This is a genomic window from Streptomyces sp. NPDC029296 (genome assembly GCF_055569255.1).
Map to the genome: position 1 here is coordinate 1 of NZ_JBVHXT010000046.1, position 14397 is coordinate 14397.

The 14397-nt window shown below is 70.8% G+C and carries 16 protein-coding genes; 11 read left to right on the plus strand and 5 right to left on the minus strand.

From position 1 onward, the window contains the following. Positions 1 to 883 precede the first annotated feature (883 nt). Complete coding sequence (locus ACZ4W9_RS32615; protein WP_467941848.1) at positions 884 to 1243, plus strand: hypothetical protein; 360 nt, start codon at positions 884 to 886, stop codon at positions 1241 to 1243. A gap of 546 nt (positions 1244 to 1789) precedes the next feature. Further along, positions 1790 to 1912, plus strand: coding sequence for a hypothetical protein (locus ACZ4W9_RS32620; RefSeq protein ID WP_267058206.1), 123 nt, complete (start codon positions 1790 to 1792; stop codon positions 1910 to 1912). A gap of 768 nt (positions 1913 to 2680) precedes the next feature. Here ACZ4W9_RS32620 and ACZ4W9_RS32625 read toward each other — a convergent pair. Next, the gene (locus ACZ4W9_RS32625) at positions 2681 to 2998 is read right to left on the minus strand and encodes a hypothetical protein (RefSeq protein WP_467941850.1); all 318 of its coding nucleotides are present in this window, start codon (positions 2996 to 2998) and stop codon (positions 2681 to 2683) included. Between the two features lie 984 nt (positions 2999 to 3982). Between ACZ4W9_RS32625 and ACZ4W9_RS32630 the strand changes: the two genes are divergently transcribed. Then, positions 3983 to 4237 (plus strand): hypothetical protein, encoded by a 255-nt coding sequence (locus ACZ4W9_RS32630; protein ID WP_467941851.1) that lies wholly within the window; start codon positions 3983 to 3985, stop codon positions 4235 to 4237. Positions 4238 to 4329: 92 nt separating this feature from the next. Beyond that, positions 4330 to 4557: a hypothetical protein gene (locus ACZ4W9_RS32635; protein ID WP_467941853.1), complete on the plus strand. Its 228-nt coding sequence runs from the start codon at positions 4330 to 4332 to the stop codon at positions 4555 to 4557. Positions 4558 to 4923: 366 nt separating this feature from the next. On the opposite strand, the gene ACZ4W9_RS32640 is transcribed toward ACZ4W9_RS32635, so the two are convergent. Further along, positions 4924 to 5337, minus strand: coding sequence for a Dabb family protein (locus ACZ4W9_RS32640; protein WP_467941855.1), 414 nt, complete (start codon positions 5335 to 5337; stop codon positions 4924 to 4926). 80 nt (positions 5338 to 5417) lie between these two features. Between ACZ4W9_RS32640 and ACZ4W9_RS32645 the strand changes: the two genes are divergently transcribed. After that, positions 5418 to 6071 carry a TetR/AcrR family transcriptional regulator gene (locus tag ACZ4W9_RS32645; protein ID WP_467941857.1) on the plus strand — a complete coding sequence of 218 codons (654 nt, stop codon included), beginning with the start codon at positions 5418 to 5420 and terminating at the stop codon, positions 6069 to 6071. A gap of 53 nt (positions 6072 to 6124) precedes the next feature. On the opposite strand, the gene ACZ4W9_RS32650 is transcribed toward ACZ4W9_RS32645, so the two are convergent. Further along, positions 6125 to 7756, minus strand: a complete 1632-nt coding sequence (locus ACZ4W9_RS32650) for an amidohydrolase (RefSeq protein WP_467941859.1) — start codon at positions 7754 to 7756, stop codon at positions 6125 to 6127. 265 nt (positions 7757 to 8021) lie between these two features. Between ACZ4W9_RS32650 and ACZ4W9_RS32655 the strand changes: the two genes are divergently transcribed. From ACZ4W9_RS32655 to ACZ4W9_RS32680, 6 genes are all read left to right on the plus strand, one after another. After that, the gene (locus ACZ4W9_RS32655) at positions 8022 to 8582 is read left to right on the plus strand and encodes a hypothetical protein (protein ID WP_467941861.1); all 561 of its coding nucleotides are present in this window, start codon (positions 8022 to 8024) and stop codon (positions 8580 to 8582) included. 406 nt (positions 8583 to 8988) lie between these two features. Continuing rightward, a complete protein-coding gene (locus tag ACZ4W9_RS32660; RefSeq protein WP_467941863.1) occupies positions 8989 to 9324 on the plus strand; it encodes a hypothetical protein in 336 nt (111 codons plus the stop codon). 438 nt (positions 9325 to 9762) lie between these two features. Then, entirely contained in the window at positions 9763 to 9951 is a 189-nt protein-coding gene (locus tag ACZ4W9_RS32665; protein WP_467941865.1) for a hypothetical protein, read from the plus strand. 173 nt (positions 9952 to 10124) lie between these two features. Next, positions 10125 to 10754 carry a hypothetical protein gene (locus tag ACZ4W9_RS32670; protein WP_467941867.1) on the plus strand — a complete coding sequence of 210 codons (630 nt, stop codon included), beginning with the start codon at positions 10125 to 10127 and terminating at the stop codon, positions 10752 to 10754. Continuing rightward, positions 10751 to 11740 carry a DUF6895 family protein gene (locus tag ACZ4W9_RS32675; protein WP_467941869.1) on the plus strand — a complete coding sequence of 330 codons (990 nt, stop codon included), beginning with the start codon at positions 10751 to 10753 and terminating at the stop codon, positions 11738 to 11740. Before ACZ4W9_RS32670 ends, ACZ4W9_RS32675 begins: the two co-directional genes overlap by 4 nt. Then, positions 11737 to 12882: a serine hydrolase domain-containing protein gene (locus ACZ4W9_RS32680; RefSeq protein ID WP_467941871.1), complete on the plus strand. Its 1146-nt coding sequence runs from the start codon at positions 11737 to 11739 to the stop codon at positions 12880 to 12882. The genes ACZ4W9_RS32675 and ACZ4W9_RS32680 overlap by 4 nt, the downstream gene beginning before the upstream one ends. Here the strand turns inward: ACZ4W9_RS32680 and ACZ4W9_RS32685 are convergent. Beyond that, the gene (locus ACZ4W9_RS32685) at positions 12852 to 13046 is read right to left on the minus strand and encodes a hypothetical protein (RefSeq protein WP_467941873.1); all 195 of its coding nucleotides are present in this window, start codon (positions 13044 to 13046) and stop codon (positions 12852 to 12854) included. The two genes, ACZ4W9_RS32680 and ACZ4W9_RS32685, sit on opposite strands and share 31 nt — an antisense overlap. Before the next feature lie 920 nt (positions 13047 to 13966). Beyond that, positions 13967 to 14206: a hypothetical protein gene (locus ACZ4W9_RS32690; protein ID WP_467941875.1), complete on the minus strand. Its 240-nt coding sequence runs from the start codon at positions 14204 to 14206 to the stop codon at positions 13967 to 13969. Positions 14207 to 14397 lie beyond the last annotated feature (191 nt).

A 14397-nucleotide genomic window follows, 5' to 3' on the forward strand; every position in this document is an offset into this window, starting at 1 on the left:
TTCTTCCCACCTTTGGGGACGAGGGGCTGGCTGTGTGTACGGGGGGTTCTCTCTCCCCCCCCCTCCCCCCCCCCCCCCCCCCCCCCCCCCCCCCCCCCCCCCTTTTTCCCCCCCCCCCCCCCCCCCCCCCCCCCCCGCCGTCGTCCCTACGGTCTCCACCACCCGCCCGGCCCGTCCGTCCGCCTGGACCGTCCGCACCGCCCCGTGCGTCCGTCACCACCGGGTTCCGGCGGGCGCCACCGGCCCATCGCCGGGCACGGGGCGAAAACATGGGGGCGATACCCCCATGCCCGTGACGCTCCTTCCCGGAAGCCGCGCCGGAGGGCGACGGAAGGGACCGCCCTACCGACCGGCGGCCGGGGATCCTCAGCCAGACCGCCGGATGGCGCACCGGCCGGCAATCGGACTGCGGGTGGGGCGTCGCGCGAGTGGGACGCGCCGCGGCATCAGGTGTCGAACCGGACAGAGCCGAGCCACGCGACCCTTTCGGAGTGGGTGAGCTGGAAGTCGAACACGTCGACCTTCTCCGCCATACGTTCGAAACACACCGACTTCGGCCTGGGAACGATCTCACGCTGGACGAACGGGCGCGGGGCGACCCGGGCGACGGACTTGTCGTGTGAGCGGGCCGGGGCAGAAGTCGCCGACGCCGATCGTCCGGGCACGGCCGGTCCGGTCGAGGTCCTCCAGGGCCCGCATGGTGAGGCGGATGAGTCGTGGGCCAACAGCTTATTGACGGAGCGATGCCCCATCCGGTTGCGGGCGGTGTCTGCGGTGGCGGTCGTTCCGTTTGCGGCCGTGGGGCGTTATCCAAGTTCGGGGAAGAAGGACACGGAACAGACGCGTGGTCAACGCCCCGATCGACAGGGGAGGTGTTTCACGGGTGCCACGTCGAGAGCGTCCGCTGGATGTCGAGGCCGGTCCGCTGCAGACCCTTCGCGAAGGCGGCGTGCACGCCATGCAGAACCTGCGGATGGACTTCCTCATGCTGTTCCCGGGCGCCCGGCGAGTGGTGCTGGAAGTCGACGGCATGCAGCACTACACCCGGAACTGCGGCACCGAGCCCGACAGCGCGAAGTACGCTGCCACCATGGCCGGCGACCGCGACCTGAAACTCCGCGGCTACGAGGGGTTCCGGTTCGGCCCCGACGAACTCCGCGACCGCGACCGCGCCCAACCTCTGCTCGCCGGCTTCTTCGACACCCTCCTTGACCGCCCACCCGCCGGTCCGTCTCGGATGTAGCTGCCCGCCCAATCCTGACCGGGTCGGGGCCCCACGGCTGCTGTCGTTCTGACGCCAAGTCCCGGTAAGGGGTGAAGGCGGGAGAGGTTCCCGCGATGGAGGTACCGCTGTGATCGTCCGACTCCTGGGTGGTCCGCTCGTCTGGTCGCGTACTGGAGACCAACGACGCCCCGTGGACCGGAGGTTGGTTCACCGCCGGTGAGGTCGCCCGTAGCCTGTACGTTCCCGTGCACCGGGACCCGGTGACTGGCATCGTCCTGGCGCAGGCCCAGGTGACCATCCCGCGCCGCCGGTAGCCGGCCCTCGGACGGTTGCTGCAACACCCGATCCGCGTTGCACCCCTGACCTGCGTTGTCAGCACCAGATACCCGTGTTCCACTGGATATGGACAGATGCTGATCCGCTTCATCGAAGGTGGGCGGAAGGCGCGCGACCAACTCGCAAGTGGAAGAGCAAAGTGCCCTCCATCTAGGGAAAGCGCCGTCCGTGCGGTACGTGTCACGCTACTGTCCCCACCTCAGACCACTGACATGTTGGGAGATATCGATGGACCGGACAGAGCTCAAGGCCAAGATCGATGAGCTGATGCGCCAGTACGACGAGGAGGAGATTGACGGCGCAACCTACGCCCAGGCGATGATGGAATTGACCGCCTCCGCCCAGGAGTGATGCCCGGTCCGTAGCCGATCGCCTCGGTACAGATGCGCAGCCGACCCGTCTCACCGGAGGTGCACCGATGCGCGGGAGCGCTGGTCATGCCCGATCCATCGAGCACTTGGCCAGGGCTTCGGCCTCAGCGCGGGACTACGGTCGTTTCATCGGCAGAGGCCTCTCAGGCGTCGGAGGTCGGCGCACCATCGACGGTGACTGCCGACTCCGGCTCCACTTTCGAGCTGGTGGCCGGCCTGCTGTCCGCCCTTGATGAGACGGACCAGCATCTGTCCGTCTTCAGCGAGACACGACCCAACTCCAGTGAGACAGGTCAATCGCGGCCCCGGGGTCTCCTGCGTCAGGCTCAGCGCCGCGCGGTCTTGAGGTCAGGCTGTGACGGATGTACCGCACTGCGGTTTCATCGAGCTCGGCAGACAGGGTGAGGTCCGGCGCGAACTCCCCCGGGGCACCGAAGAGGCGCCACCGCTAACCCGCCGCGCGCCGTGATCCGCCACCAGGGAACGGACGGTGCGCGCACCCGCCCCACCACCGCGCCCGATGCCAGGACGGTGGGCTCCGCTCGATGCACGACATCCGATGTCCACTTGCCGGTGGGGATGGGCGGTGCGCCACCCCTTGTCCACCTCCGCTACCTGCGACACCAGAAGTCTCCGTCCCCGGGCACCGCCCCGGCCGGTTCACTCAGGCCGCGGCCGCCCCGTGCCGGGCGCCCGGCGTCGCGGCGGATGTCGGCGAGGAACTGGTCGACCTCCTGCATGCACTCGATCAGGAACCCGGCCGCGACCCAGGCGGTGTGTGCGCCGCACCGCCCGCGAGGCACCACCGCTTGAGGTACCGGCTCGCCACCGTCACCAGCTGCCCGAGGATGTGCGCGGACTCGCAGTCGGCGTGCTCATCGGGCACGGCGGTGAGGCAGTCGGCCAGCAGCGGCGCACCGAACTCACCGATCAGCCAGGCCAGCTCCGGGCCGTCGGCGTGGAACTGTGCCAGCGCGGTCTTCTCCTCCTCGCTGCCCTGCTCCTGCCGGACCAGCTCCAGGCAATCGGCGGCCCGCATGATCTGCTCCGGGGCGAGTTGGGGCACCTTGGGCGACGTCGTCTCCTTGCTGTTCCCCGGCCGGGTGCCTGGTGAGCCCGGCCGATCACCCTACGGCGCGTGCCCGGCCCTGTGGACAGAGCGCACGCTCCGGGACACGGTGCGGGCGTGTTTCCGGGCACGGACAAATTCGGACTGCAAGGGGTGGTCAAGGAGGAGTCGGACGCCTGGGGTTGGTGGCCGTCAGCCCGCGGTCAAGGGGGTGGCTTCACACGGTGGCTCCGGCTCGTGCGCAGATCCGCGCACAGGCCGGACGAGCGTCGCCCCGGCCCGCAGGCCGGAGAATCCGAGGACACCGCCGAACCCGCACCCGCCCCCGCCCGTGAGCAGCGCGCCGCCCGCGGCCGCCGGCCTTCCGAGGACATCGATCAGGTCCCGCAGGCCCCTTCCACGAACACCTCCGTCGCCCCCTCCACGGCCGCTTCGTCTGTCCGATGTGAAGCCGCAGGGCAGCCCCGGAAGTCAAGGTCCCCGCGACGCGTTCGACAACCCTGGCCGCTACTTCGCCGGCAGCCCGTACGCGGGCGAGGGCATCACGGCCGTCGACGCCTCAGGAGTCGCTGCCCGAGCGGAGCGGCAGGGCCCCGTCCGGGCCGTGCGCGGCGAACTCGGTGACGGCCGTATAGGCGCCCGAGCGGCCCCGGACGCGTCGACGACACCGGCGAGGCGTCGGTGACCCGTGCGCACCGGGGGCGCAGGCTCGGTGGCCGGCCCCGTCCGCGCAGGCCCGCGCGCAAGGGGACCGCTCGGCGCGCATGGAGGCGTTCGACGCGATGGCGACGGGGGAGTGGGAGCTCGCGGGCGAGGTATGGCAGGAGACCGACCTGCTGCTGTGGAGGCCGCCCGCGTCCTGGTTCAGCGTCAACGCCTTCTTCGTCCCTGACGGGGACGGGCGCGTCGGCTGCGGAACTGGTACGTCAACTTCGAGCACCCCACCGCCTCACCGAGGACGCTTCGCCCCCCGACCTGACCGTGGTTCTGGTCGTCGCGCCCGACCTCACCCGCTGGGAGTGGAAGGACGAAGACGAGTACGCACACGTGCGACGCATCGGCATCGTCTACGACACCGAGCACCGGGCCGTCGACACCGCCCGCGGCGAGGTCCTGGCCATGCTCACCGAACGCTCCGGGGTCTTCGCGCAGGCGGAACGGTGGGCGGCCTGGCGGTGGGATCCGGCCTGGCCCACGCCGCGCCTGCCCCGGCCGGTTGCCGCGACGCGACGCTAACGGGGCCGGTGCTCAACGTTCCCGCCGCTCGGTCCCGCGACCGCGTCTCCAACCGGGAGACCACGCGCGTCCGGGCAGAGAGGACCGTCACCATGACCTTCATCGAGCCCGGCCGGTACGTACGCAACGGCTTCGCCGAAGGGCCGCTCGCCGACGCCGCGCTGTCCCGTGCGACCCGCGCCGGGCAGCTTCTCGACGAACTGCAGGAGCAGGCGCCCACGATGACCGACGGCCAACTGCGCGACGGTGTCACCGGGCGCTGCTCCGCTTCCCCCCGGAGCAGCCGCCCACGTGCCAGGTCGACAGCATCACCGCGCTGATCCGCCGCGGAGTGCGCCTCGACTGGCCCGCCTCCGACCGTCTGCCCTGCGCCTGACGCCCGCGGAGCGGGACGCCGGACGGCCGGTGTCGCCTGCCCCCCGCTGTCGGTGGCGGCTGGAAGGCTGTTCGGATGAACGCCGATGACGAGCAACTGCTGCGCGGCCGGGTGTACGGCGCGGATGATGACGACCCCAACCCGGGCCCGCTGCCGCACCGGACCTACGCCGAACTGGTCGGCCGGCCGCTGGACGCTCTGCTGGTGGACAGGTCCGCCACCACGCAAGCGGAGTTCGGGCCGGCAAAGCGATGGCGGCGCCCATGGACACCTGTGCGCTCTCACAGTCATGACCCGCCCCGTTCCGGAATCACGACCCGCTCTGTCCGACCCGCATGTCCACGAGCGGTTCGAGCTGGGCGGCCCACTCCGGGTACATCGCGGTCTTCCGCTCGTGCAGCGTCATGAGCTTGCCGCCGAGTTCCGGGTCCATGTCGTCGGAGAGATCGGGGCCGACGGCGATCCTGGACAGGTGCGGAATGATCTCGTCGTCCCCGGCCAGGTGGACCGGGTCGTGCATGTACCGTTCCAGGGCCGCCAGATCCTCGATGCCCACGCAGTAGGCGTGGGTGAAGCCCTCCGCCGGGTCGCTCAGGCTCTGCCCGACCGTGGCGAACGACACCGACTCGACCGACGCCGTCCGCCGCATCAGGGCGAGCACCCGGTTCTTCTGTTCCTCGGTCGTCTCGTCCTTGAAGGCGAAGCGCAGCGTGTGAACAATCACCGTTCCAGTCCTTCCCGTTGAGTACTGAACCCGCTGGTTCAGGAAAAATTCCTGACGAGTTCGATATGTAGACTGAACCAATGAGTTCAGTAGCGTCAAGGGACGGCCAGGGTGCCCCGCGCCGGAAGGCCGACAAGCGACAGACGATCCTGGACGCCGCCTTCACCGTCTTCGCACGACGCGGCTACGCCCAGGCGTGTGTGCAGGAGATCGCCGAGGAGGCGCGCGTCGCCAAGCCGACCGTCTACAGCCACCTGAACGACAAGGAGACTCTCTTCCGTCACACCATCGAAGCCGCGGCCGACGCCCTCATGGCGGAGATCCTCGCGGTCGTCGAGCAACTGCGCGAGCGAGAGCGGGACGACGACCTTCGAGCGGCGCTCGCGGGCACCGCCCAGCGGCTGCTGCGGATCTGCAACGGCGAACGTGCTCGCGCTCTGCGCTGGTTGACCTACTCCCAGGTGGGCGGGTTCCCGGACCTGGTCGAGGCCGTGCAGGAGCGCACCGCGCATCGCCCCTGTGCGGCGCTCGCCGACCGGTTGGCCCGCCTCTCACTCGCCGGGCGTCTGCGCCCGTCCGAGCCGGAACAGGCCGCCGAGCACTTTCTCGCCTTGCTCACCGGTCCTTTGGAGGCCCGCTCAAGGCTGGGTGCCCGCCGCCTTCCCGACGCCGAGCTGCGCGGCCTGGCGGATGCGGCCGTGGACGTCTTCCTGCGCGCGTACGGCAGTGACTGACGGGCCGGAATAGCGACCCGCGCAGGCGCCGACGAGAGAGGACACGTACGCGGCTACGTCTCCGCGTGCACGGAAACGCCGCCGAGGAAGGTGTGGGCGGGCCGCAGCCCGGCCAGTTCCTCCTCCGGAACGGTCAGCGGGTCCCGCTCCCACACGGTGAGGTCGGCGAGCCGCCCGGGGGTGAGCCGCCCGCGCAGCGCGCTCTCGCCGGTGAGGCGGGCCGCCGCCGTGGTGTGCAGGGCGACGGCCTCGGCGCGCCTGATGGCGTGGTCCGCGCCGAGCACGCCGCAGACGGTCTGCCGGGTGGTGAGCCCGTACAGGGAGTGGGCGGCGCCGTAGGAGCCGACGGGGTAGTCGGATCCACCGGAGATGTCGCCACCGGCGTCCAGCCACTGCCGCGCGGGGAAGAGGCGGGCTACCCGCTCCGCGCCCCAGTACTCGCTCTGCACGTCCGCCGCGTCGTACAGCAGTGCCTGCTGAATGGTCACGGGGACGCCGAGGGCGACGGCTCGGCGCCGTTGCCCGTCGTCGGCGAGGCCACCGTGTTCCATGACAAGGGTGCCGTAGGGCAGGCCGGGGAGGCGGGCCTGCACGCGTTCGTAGAGGTCGAGCAGCGTGCGCACGCCCCGGTCACCGTACGCGTGGATGCCGACACGCCAGCCGCGCCGCACGACGCGCTCCACTGCTTCCTCCAACACGTCCTGGTCCCAGGAGAGTTGGCCGGTGTAGCCGGGCGTGGGCCGGTGTGCGGGGCAGTAGGGCTCGTCCAGGGCGCCGGACTCGATGCCGCCGTCCATCCAGAACTTCACGCCCCACACTCTCAGCCACGGGTCGGCGGCGTACTTCCATGCTTCCATCCCGTCGAGGATCTCTTCGACCTGCTCGACGGTCGTGAACCCCATCGTGGTCGGCAGTGCCCGCACACGGCATCCCAACTCGCCGTTGTCGCGTACCTGTTGAATGGCCTTGAGGTCGGCGAGGGACGTGTTGGTGTCCCGGACGGTGCCGATGCCGGCGGCGGCGTAGTCGTGCGAGGCGATCCGCAGGCCGTCCAGCTCGAGGGCCGGATCGGGGACCGGCAGGTGCGGCTGGACGAGGGCCAGGCCGTCGACGAGGTGGCCGTTGGGCTGTCCGTCCGTGTCGTGTTCGATGGCGCCGCCCTCCGGGTCGGGGGTGGTGGCGTCGATACCGCACAGCTTGAGCGCGTGGTTGTTGAGGACCTGGTTGTGGACACCGCGCAGGACGAGGACCGGGTGGTGGCCGCTGGCCGTGTCGAGCTCGGCGGCGGTGGGGAAGCGGCGCTCGGCGAGGTTCAGCTCCTGCCAGTGTTCTGCCGTACGGATCCACTGCCCGGCCGGGGTGCCGGCGGCCCGGGCCCGGATCAGGTCCAGGAGCTCGGCGATGCTGCGGGCCCCGTCGACCGCCACGTCGTGGGCGCTGTCTGCGGCCGAGATCAGGTGGGTGTGGGTGTCGTCGAAGGCGGGCAGCACGGTGGCGTCCTCGCCCGGGACGTCGAGGACGCGGGTGCCGGGCCCGACGAGGTCGTCCAGACCGTGCGGGTCGACGGCGAGGGCCTGTATCCGGTCGCCGCGCACGGTCAGCGCCCGCTGTGGTTCCTGACCGTCGACGAGCGTGCGGACACGGGCGGCCTTGACGACCAGGTCGGCGTACGGAAGGGGGGCCATGGTCCGTCTCCTCCGGGCGTGCGTGCGTGCGGGGCCGGTGCCGGCCCGTGCTCCCAGTCTGCGTGCCGCGATGCGCTCGTGCAGCGGACGAAAGTCCCGCGCCGTGCTGGAACGCATCCCCATGAGCCCCCCTGATGCCGCGCCGGGGGATGAGGTCTGGCTCAATCGGGTCATTGCCGCCCGGAGCGCCGGCCGGGATCCTGGGGCCCTGATGTCACCCACCGCTCACGGGACATCACCCACCGAATAGGGAGGGAGCGACTCCATGCGCTGTCCCATAGCCGCGCTCGCCACGCCCCGACTGTCCGCCGCCTTCGCAGCCGCGTTCGCACTGATCGCAGGAGGCGTACTCGTGGCCCCGGCCGCCCACGCGGCAGGGGTGGACATTGCTTGTCCAGTCGGCTCGGAGCACGCCACCTACGATCCTCCCCTGACCAACACACTGCGGACCACGGACATCAAGGTCACCGAGAACTTCAGCTGCACCTCGCTGACCACCGGAGTCAGTAGCGGCACTACCGCCTTCTCCCGGACCCGTGAAGTCAGTTGCCTGATCGCGTTGACGCCTCCGAACACCGTCACGTCGGAGACGTACACCTGGAACACCGGCCAAAGCAGCACCGTGACCTATACCAGCACCACCGCGGCGCGCGCGGCCGACGGCACGACAGTGGTTACCGCCGTGGGGTCGGTCACCTCCGGTTTCGGGCAGGGCAGTTCTGTCACCAAGGTCGTCGTCGAACCTCAGCTCAGCCTGACCGCGTGCGCCACGACCGGCCTTCAGGACACAAACGGGACTGCCAGCCTCGTCATCCTGCCCGTCTGAGAGCTCATTTTCTCCCGAGGCCTCGCCGCCCCCACAACTCACCATCGACGCTTGGCACATCAACTGGATCGGATATTCCTTTCGAGGGTGACCTCGATGCCCCGCGTCGGAGAGAAGGCGCCACGAGGTCATCGTCCGCCACTGCCCTTACGGAAAACCCAGCCCAGGCACAACCCGCTGCTGGAGCATGGGGCGAGTCGGGCAGCCCTCACACCCGAGTGAGCCGGTCACCGGCATGTCGGCGCGGCTGATCACAGGGACACCCTCCTCACAAAATCAAGGCCGGCATGCTCACGCATCCCAGCCGACGGGACGCATCGCAAGATTTTCGGGTCAGTCCGGTTTTCAAGTGCATGCGCGCGGAGTAGCGTCCCAAGTCTCATGGAGGTACCGAAAGGAGTCCCACATGAAGGGAACGAAGATCGCCGGATTAGGAGCAGCCGCTTTACTGGCTGCCGCCGGCGCCATAGCCGTCTGTACCGTGCCGGCCTCCGCCGCAGCGCAGTCGCCGCAGGCGCTCCCGGCGGCGGCCGACATCAACTGCCAGTTCGCCAGCATCCAGGGCGAGGTCAGCACGTTCGAGATCTGCGACGCCACGCTCGGCGTACACCTCAACGAGACGGTGCACGTCGCCAACCCGGTGAGCATCACCTACGAGTGCACGAGCGTCACCATTCTGCCCGCGACCCCCCTCAGCAGCCTCAATGGCCTGGGCATCGGCTGCACGCCCATCAGTAGCTGAGAGCCACCCATCCCCGTTGTGTGCCCACGGAATGACCGGCAGGTGCGACCGGCGCCTGTACTCCGGGTATTCACCCCCGGCCGTGCACCGCATGACGTAGCCTGTCCCGCGGTGGGGCCAAATGCGCCGCGAGAATGCCTTCGCGCCGCCCCGGAAAGAATAACCGCCGCTCGCACAGCAACAGCTGCTGGAAAAGAAAGATGCCCGTCACCGCGCGTCGCTTGTTGACCGTCACATCCGGCCTGCCCCTCCGGAGACCGCCCTGGTGGTCCGGCGGGTGATTCAGCGGCCCGCCGAGGCAGGATTTTGGTGACAGTCCCGAAGAGCATCACGAAAACGACGCTGCGCCTCTCCCGGATAACGTGCCACGTTGCGGCGTATCCGTTGGAGATCGAAATCCCCGTGGCATCCCGGAAGTCGATGAAGGAGCGAAGAATCATGTCCATCACCGAAGTGCGACACGACACGCCGGTCCTGGAGGCCGTCCTGCTGGAGACGCTGCTGGCCGTCCCCGAGGCGCAGGTCAGCGGCGCTCCCCTGCCCTGCCCGCCGTGCGGACACATCATCATCGTCGGCGCGAAGGAGCCGAAGGAACCCAAGGAGCCCAAGACCCCGGCTCGTCGGTGACCACCGAACAATCGCGTGCCGCACACCATGCCTCGGCTGCGTGTCTGGCGCGTGGTGCTCTCGGTGTCCTGCGGGGCACCGAGAGCACCACTGTCGTCGGCCACCTGCGGGCGGCACAGGCCCGGCCACCGGGGCCCGCGGACGCCGGGGCGCTCTCGGCCGGTGCGGGCGCCGTGCGGATGCTGGGTGCCGACGTACTGGCCGGGTACGTCCTCACCGGGCGGTCGCCCGTGCCGGAGGAGCGGGCCGCGGTCCAGCGGTGCCTGGCGGCGTTGCCGCCGGCCCCGCAGCCGCCTCCCGCGCCGCCGGCCGGCGCGGAGCCGCCCTGGCTGAGGGCGTGGGTCGACTGGGGGCTGGCAACCGTACTCGACCGCCTCGGCCCGGCCGTCGCGGCAAGGCCGCCGATGCCGGTTCCCCCGCCGCCGCCGTGTTGCGTCCCGTCCGCGCCGCGCCGGGGTGCGGTCGGCCCCGGGGAGGCGGGTGAGGGGTGGGTGCCGTGGTCGCTGCGGATGGGCCGGCTGGCCTCTCTCGCCCTGCCGGGCCTGGACAGCGTGCTCCACGAAGCCGCCCGCTCTGCCCCTTTGGCGTTGGCGCGCGGGGCGGCCCGTGCCGTCCTGCGGCGCGACTACACCACCGCCGCCCGCATCACCCGCTGGCTGGCCTGGCTGGACGCCGAGGGCGCCGCGCCGCCCGTGGACACCTCCCTGCTGGCCCGGGAGATCGCCCTTCGCGGCCCAGAGGACAGCCGCTGTGCCCTGGATGTCGCCATCGTCCGGCGCCTGCTGGAACGGACAAGCGCATGAGCACGGCCCTGGCACCGCTCGCCCACCTCATCAGGTCCCGCGCCCTGGACTGGCTGCACACCCACCGCCGGCTCGGCGCCCTGCCCACCGGCGCAGGCCCCGACGAGGACCTGGATGCCTACAAGGCCGTCGCGGAGGTCGCCCTCGCCGCCGCGCTGACCTTGCGCACCGGCACTGCCGGCAGCCGTGAACGCGCCCAGGCGGGCGAACTGCTGGACTTCGGCTGGGGGCAACTGCGGCAGGGCGCCCTGCTGTACGAGCGCCTGCTGCACCACCCGCTCACCACCGACCCGGTGGAGTGCTACTCCCCCTTCGCCACCGCGGGCTACCGCCATCCCGGCCTCAAGGAACTGATCGCCCAGCTCGCCGCGAGTGGCGTCGCACCCGCCGTGGAGTGCGTACCCAACCGTCGGCTGGCCATCGCCAACGCCCTGCGCACCACCGGCCACGACCGCGGAGCGAACACCCCCGACTGGCCGGCCCTGACCCGGGCGACCTGGCTCGGCAGCACCCTGCAGCCCTGGCTGATCGACTGGGAGACCGGCTACGACATGACGCACACCGTCTTCCACCTCACCGACTGGGGGCGCATGCCCGGCGCACTGGGTGAAGACTTGACCACCTACCTCGGGCATTGGCTGCCGGTGTGGACCGACGTGTGGAGTGAGACCCGACAGTGGGACCTGGTCGGCGAACTGCTGATCGTCGGCGGCTGCCTGCCCGCACCGTACGCCGAGACGCAGGACTGGCGGCACCTGGCCGACCTCCAGCACCCCGACGGCCTGGTACCCCGCGACGGCGACCAGGTCGGCGATGACCCCGCCACGCGTTTCGCGGACCACCAGCACACCACGCTGGTCGCCGTCATCGCCGCCACCGTCGTCCTCGATCGAGACCTGGACGCCTCCGCCGGCTCCCCGTCCGGCACGGCAGGCGAAGGCCGTCCGCGCCCGAACTCGCCCGCATCACCGGACGGTGCGCCGTGACTGGACCCGCCGGCCCGGACCGCGCCATCGGCCGGACGGCGGAACGCGGCCCCGGCACGCCGTCCGACGCCGCCCTCGCGCGGCACGTCACCGGCCGCCTGCTGTCCGCGATGCCCGGTGCGAGCGCGGTCGCCGTCGCCCTGCACCGCCGGGGCCGCCGCGCACTGGTCGTACGCGGCCGCACCGCGCACCGCGGCGGTGTGCCCGCCACCGCAGGCACCCGCTTCGAGATCGGCTCGCTCACCAAGACCTTCACCGCCCTGCTGCTGGCCGAACAGGCAGCCAGGGGCGAACTGGGCCTCGACGACCCCCTCGTCCGCCACCTTCCCGCCGGTACCGCGGTTCCCCACCGCGGCACACCCATCACCCTCACCCATCTCGCCACCCACACCTCCGGCCTGCCGGGCGTGCCACCCACGCTCCCCCGCCTGCTGCCCGCGCTGTCCGCCGTCCTGCTGCAAGCCCCCTGGTGCGCCATGTCCGGGGCTTATGCCGCCTACGGCCCCGAGCAGGCACTGCGGGCCCTGGGACACATCCGTCTGCCCGCTTGTCCCGGCAGCCGCGTGCACTACTCGAACTACGCCGTCGGCCTGCTGGGCCAGGCCCTGCCCAACGCAGCCGCCGCACGCCTGCCCTATCCCGACCTGCTCCGCACCCGGGTCCTGCACCCCCTCGGCCTGCGCGACACCACCACCTCCCCCCACCCGCCGCCGGACACCTCACAGGCCATCGGCTACTGGCGGCGCCGACCACAACCCCCGCTGCGCATGCCCGCTCTCACCGCCTCCGGCGAACTCAGAAGCAGCGCCCGCGACTTGCTCACCGTCACCGAGGCCCTCATCGACCCCGACCGGCCCCCCGGACTCCCCTGCGCCCTGCGCGCCGCACTTCGCGAGGTCCAGCGCCCCCGTCTGCGCCTGCCCCGCCGCAAAGGCATGCTGGCCCTGATATGGAACATCCGCTCCCGCCCCGACGGCTCGCACCTGTACTTCCACACCGGCGGCACGTTCGGCTTCACTGCGTTCGCCGGGTTCAGCCTCGAGCACCGCACCGCCCTCGTCGTCCTGGCCAACACCTCGGCCGGCCGTCGCAACGACATCGTGCAACAGGCCTACACCGCACTGACCGGCCTGCACCGCTGAGTCCGGCGCGGCATCCAAGCGAACTCGGCGACCAGAAGAGGCAGGGGCCGCTCGCCGCTCGCTCCGCGCGCCAGCGCGGCCAGGGCGTCGTCGTCACCGTTCCCTGCCGCTTCCAGGGCGGCGATCACACGCAGGACCTGGTCCGGAGTCAGTTCTGATGGCATGGGCAGCACCGTAGCCGTGCCGGGTACGGGCCCGGGTGTACTTCGGCAAGGTGACGTCCGTCGTCATCCGGTATGCACCGGACCCGATGCCCGGCAGTTTGGTGCGTACCCGGTGCGCCGCACCGCATTGGTGCGCGCACCGACGCCCCTTCTCCGAGTGCGGCCCGGTGGCGCGCTCCCTTGTCCACCTCTGCTGCCTGGCCCATTTCTCTGCTACAGCGCCTTCCGGCCGCCGGTCAGACCACGGCCAAGGGGGCGCGTGATATCGGAGCCCGCCGCCCGTGGCGCGCCCCGAACGCGGTGCGGCGACGCCGGGGTGCCCACACTGCCGGCGCTGGCGTTGTCGGACCCGTCTGCAAGGGTGGTCGGTGTGCGGCAGGGTGCCGTCGGGCGGTGCGAGGGAGGCGACGTGGGGACGGGACCGGGGGCCGGCTGGGAGGGCTGGCGGGACCACCGGGACATCCGGCGATGCCTTGACCAGGGCGCCGATCCGGAGGCGCTGCCGTGCGGGGGTACTCACGCTTCATGACGGCAGGGTGCTCTTTCGTGTAGGCCGCTCGTCGCAGCGGTCCTCGCGATCGCTCCGCATAGTCCTGTAGCGGCGGCTCAGCGAGGCTGGGCTTGCTTTCCCGTGCCTGCCTTCCCCCTGCTTGCGGCTGGTCACGGCAATCACCGGACGGCGAAGGATCCCCGCCCGGCCAGACGGCCGGGCGGGGATTGTTCGTACTTCGGTGGCCCGCCAACTCGAGTGAGCCGGCCTTCGGCACGAGCCTGTTCGTGCTGGCGGCAGTGGGCGACGTGGTTGTTCGCGGCTGCGATCCGTTACGGGTACTGGATCGCTGTTCCTCTGTCAGCCCAGTGTCGGACTGCGGCACTCGTCGCGGTTGGACACCCGTGCCCTCAACGCATCGGAGCGGTCGTCAGTCAGCGTAGACCATGCCCTTCCAGCGGCTGCCCGACGGGACGCAGTCGTAGCCATAGACGTTGGACGCCGACGAGAAGTAGTCCTCGTCTTCCCAGCAACGAAACTCGGTGCTGTAGTACCGCCCCGTGGGCTGCCAGGTAGCGGTCGCTGACGCCTGCGCGCTGGCAGGAATGGCGACTGCTGTCGCGGCGCCCAGCACGATCGTTGCTGCGGCCAGACCGAGCCTGCGCTTCATAGGTCATACCTCCAGTGGTTGGTTCCGTTGCCAGTGGAGCCCCAGGCCGCCCGGCACTCCACCGAGCGGCTGCCAACGGCTCACATGACCGAGTTCAGCGGCTGTCGCATTGTTCGGCAGGGGGGATCTGGCGACCGAACAATGGCCGGGCGCGATATTTCTCGAGTGGCAGGAGGCGCGTAGGTTGACCG

Coding starts and splice junctions, on each gene's coding strand:
- ACZ4W9_RS32685 (WP_467941873.1), bottom strand. CDS start 13,046: ATGCCATCAGAACTGACTCCGGACCAGGTCCTGCGTGTGATCGCCGCC.
- ACZ4W9_RS32690 (WP_467941875.1), bottom strand. CDS start 14,206: ATGAAGCGCAGGCTCGGTCTGGCCGCAGCAACGATCGTGCTGGGCGCC.
- ACZ4W9_RS32660 (WP_467941863.1), top strand. CDS start 8,989: ATGAAGGGAACGAAGATCGCCGGATTAGGAGCAGCCGCTTTACTGGCT.
- ACZ4W9_RS32645 (WP_467941857.1), top strand. CDS start 5,418: ATGAGTTCAGTAGCGTCAAGGGACGGCCAGGGTGCCCCGCGCCGGAAG.
- ACZ4W9_RS32675 (WP_467941869.1), top strand. CDS start 10,751: ATGAGCACGGCCCTGGCACCGCTCGCCCACCTCATCAGGTCCCGCGCC.
- ACZ4W9_RS32665 (WP_467941865.1), top strand. CDS start 9,763: ATGTCCATCACCGAAGTGCGACACGACACGCCGGTCCTGGAGGCCGTC.
- ACZ4W9_RS32650 (WP_467941859.1), bottom strand. CDS start 7,756: ATGGCCCCCCTTCCGTACGCCGACCTGGTCGTCAAGGCCGCCCGTGTC.
- ACZ4W9_RS32655 (WP_467941861.1), top strand. CDS start 8,022: ATGCGCTGTCCCATAGCCGCGCTCGCCACGCCCCGACTGTCCGCCGCC.
- ACZ4W9_RS32620 (WP_267058206.1), top strand. CDS start 1,790: ATGGACCGGACAGAGCTCAAGGCCAAGATCGATGAGCTGATGCGCCAG.
- ACZ4W9_RS32635 (WP_467941853.1), top strand. CDS start 4,330: ATGACCTTCATCGAGCCCGGCCGGTACGTACGCAACGGCTTCGCCGAA.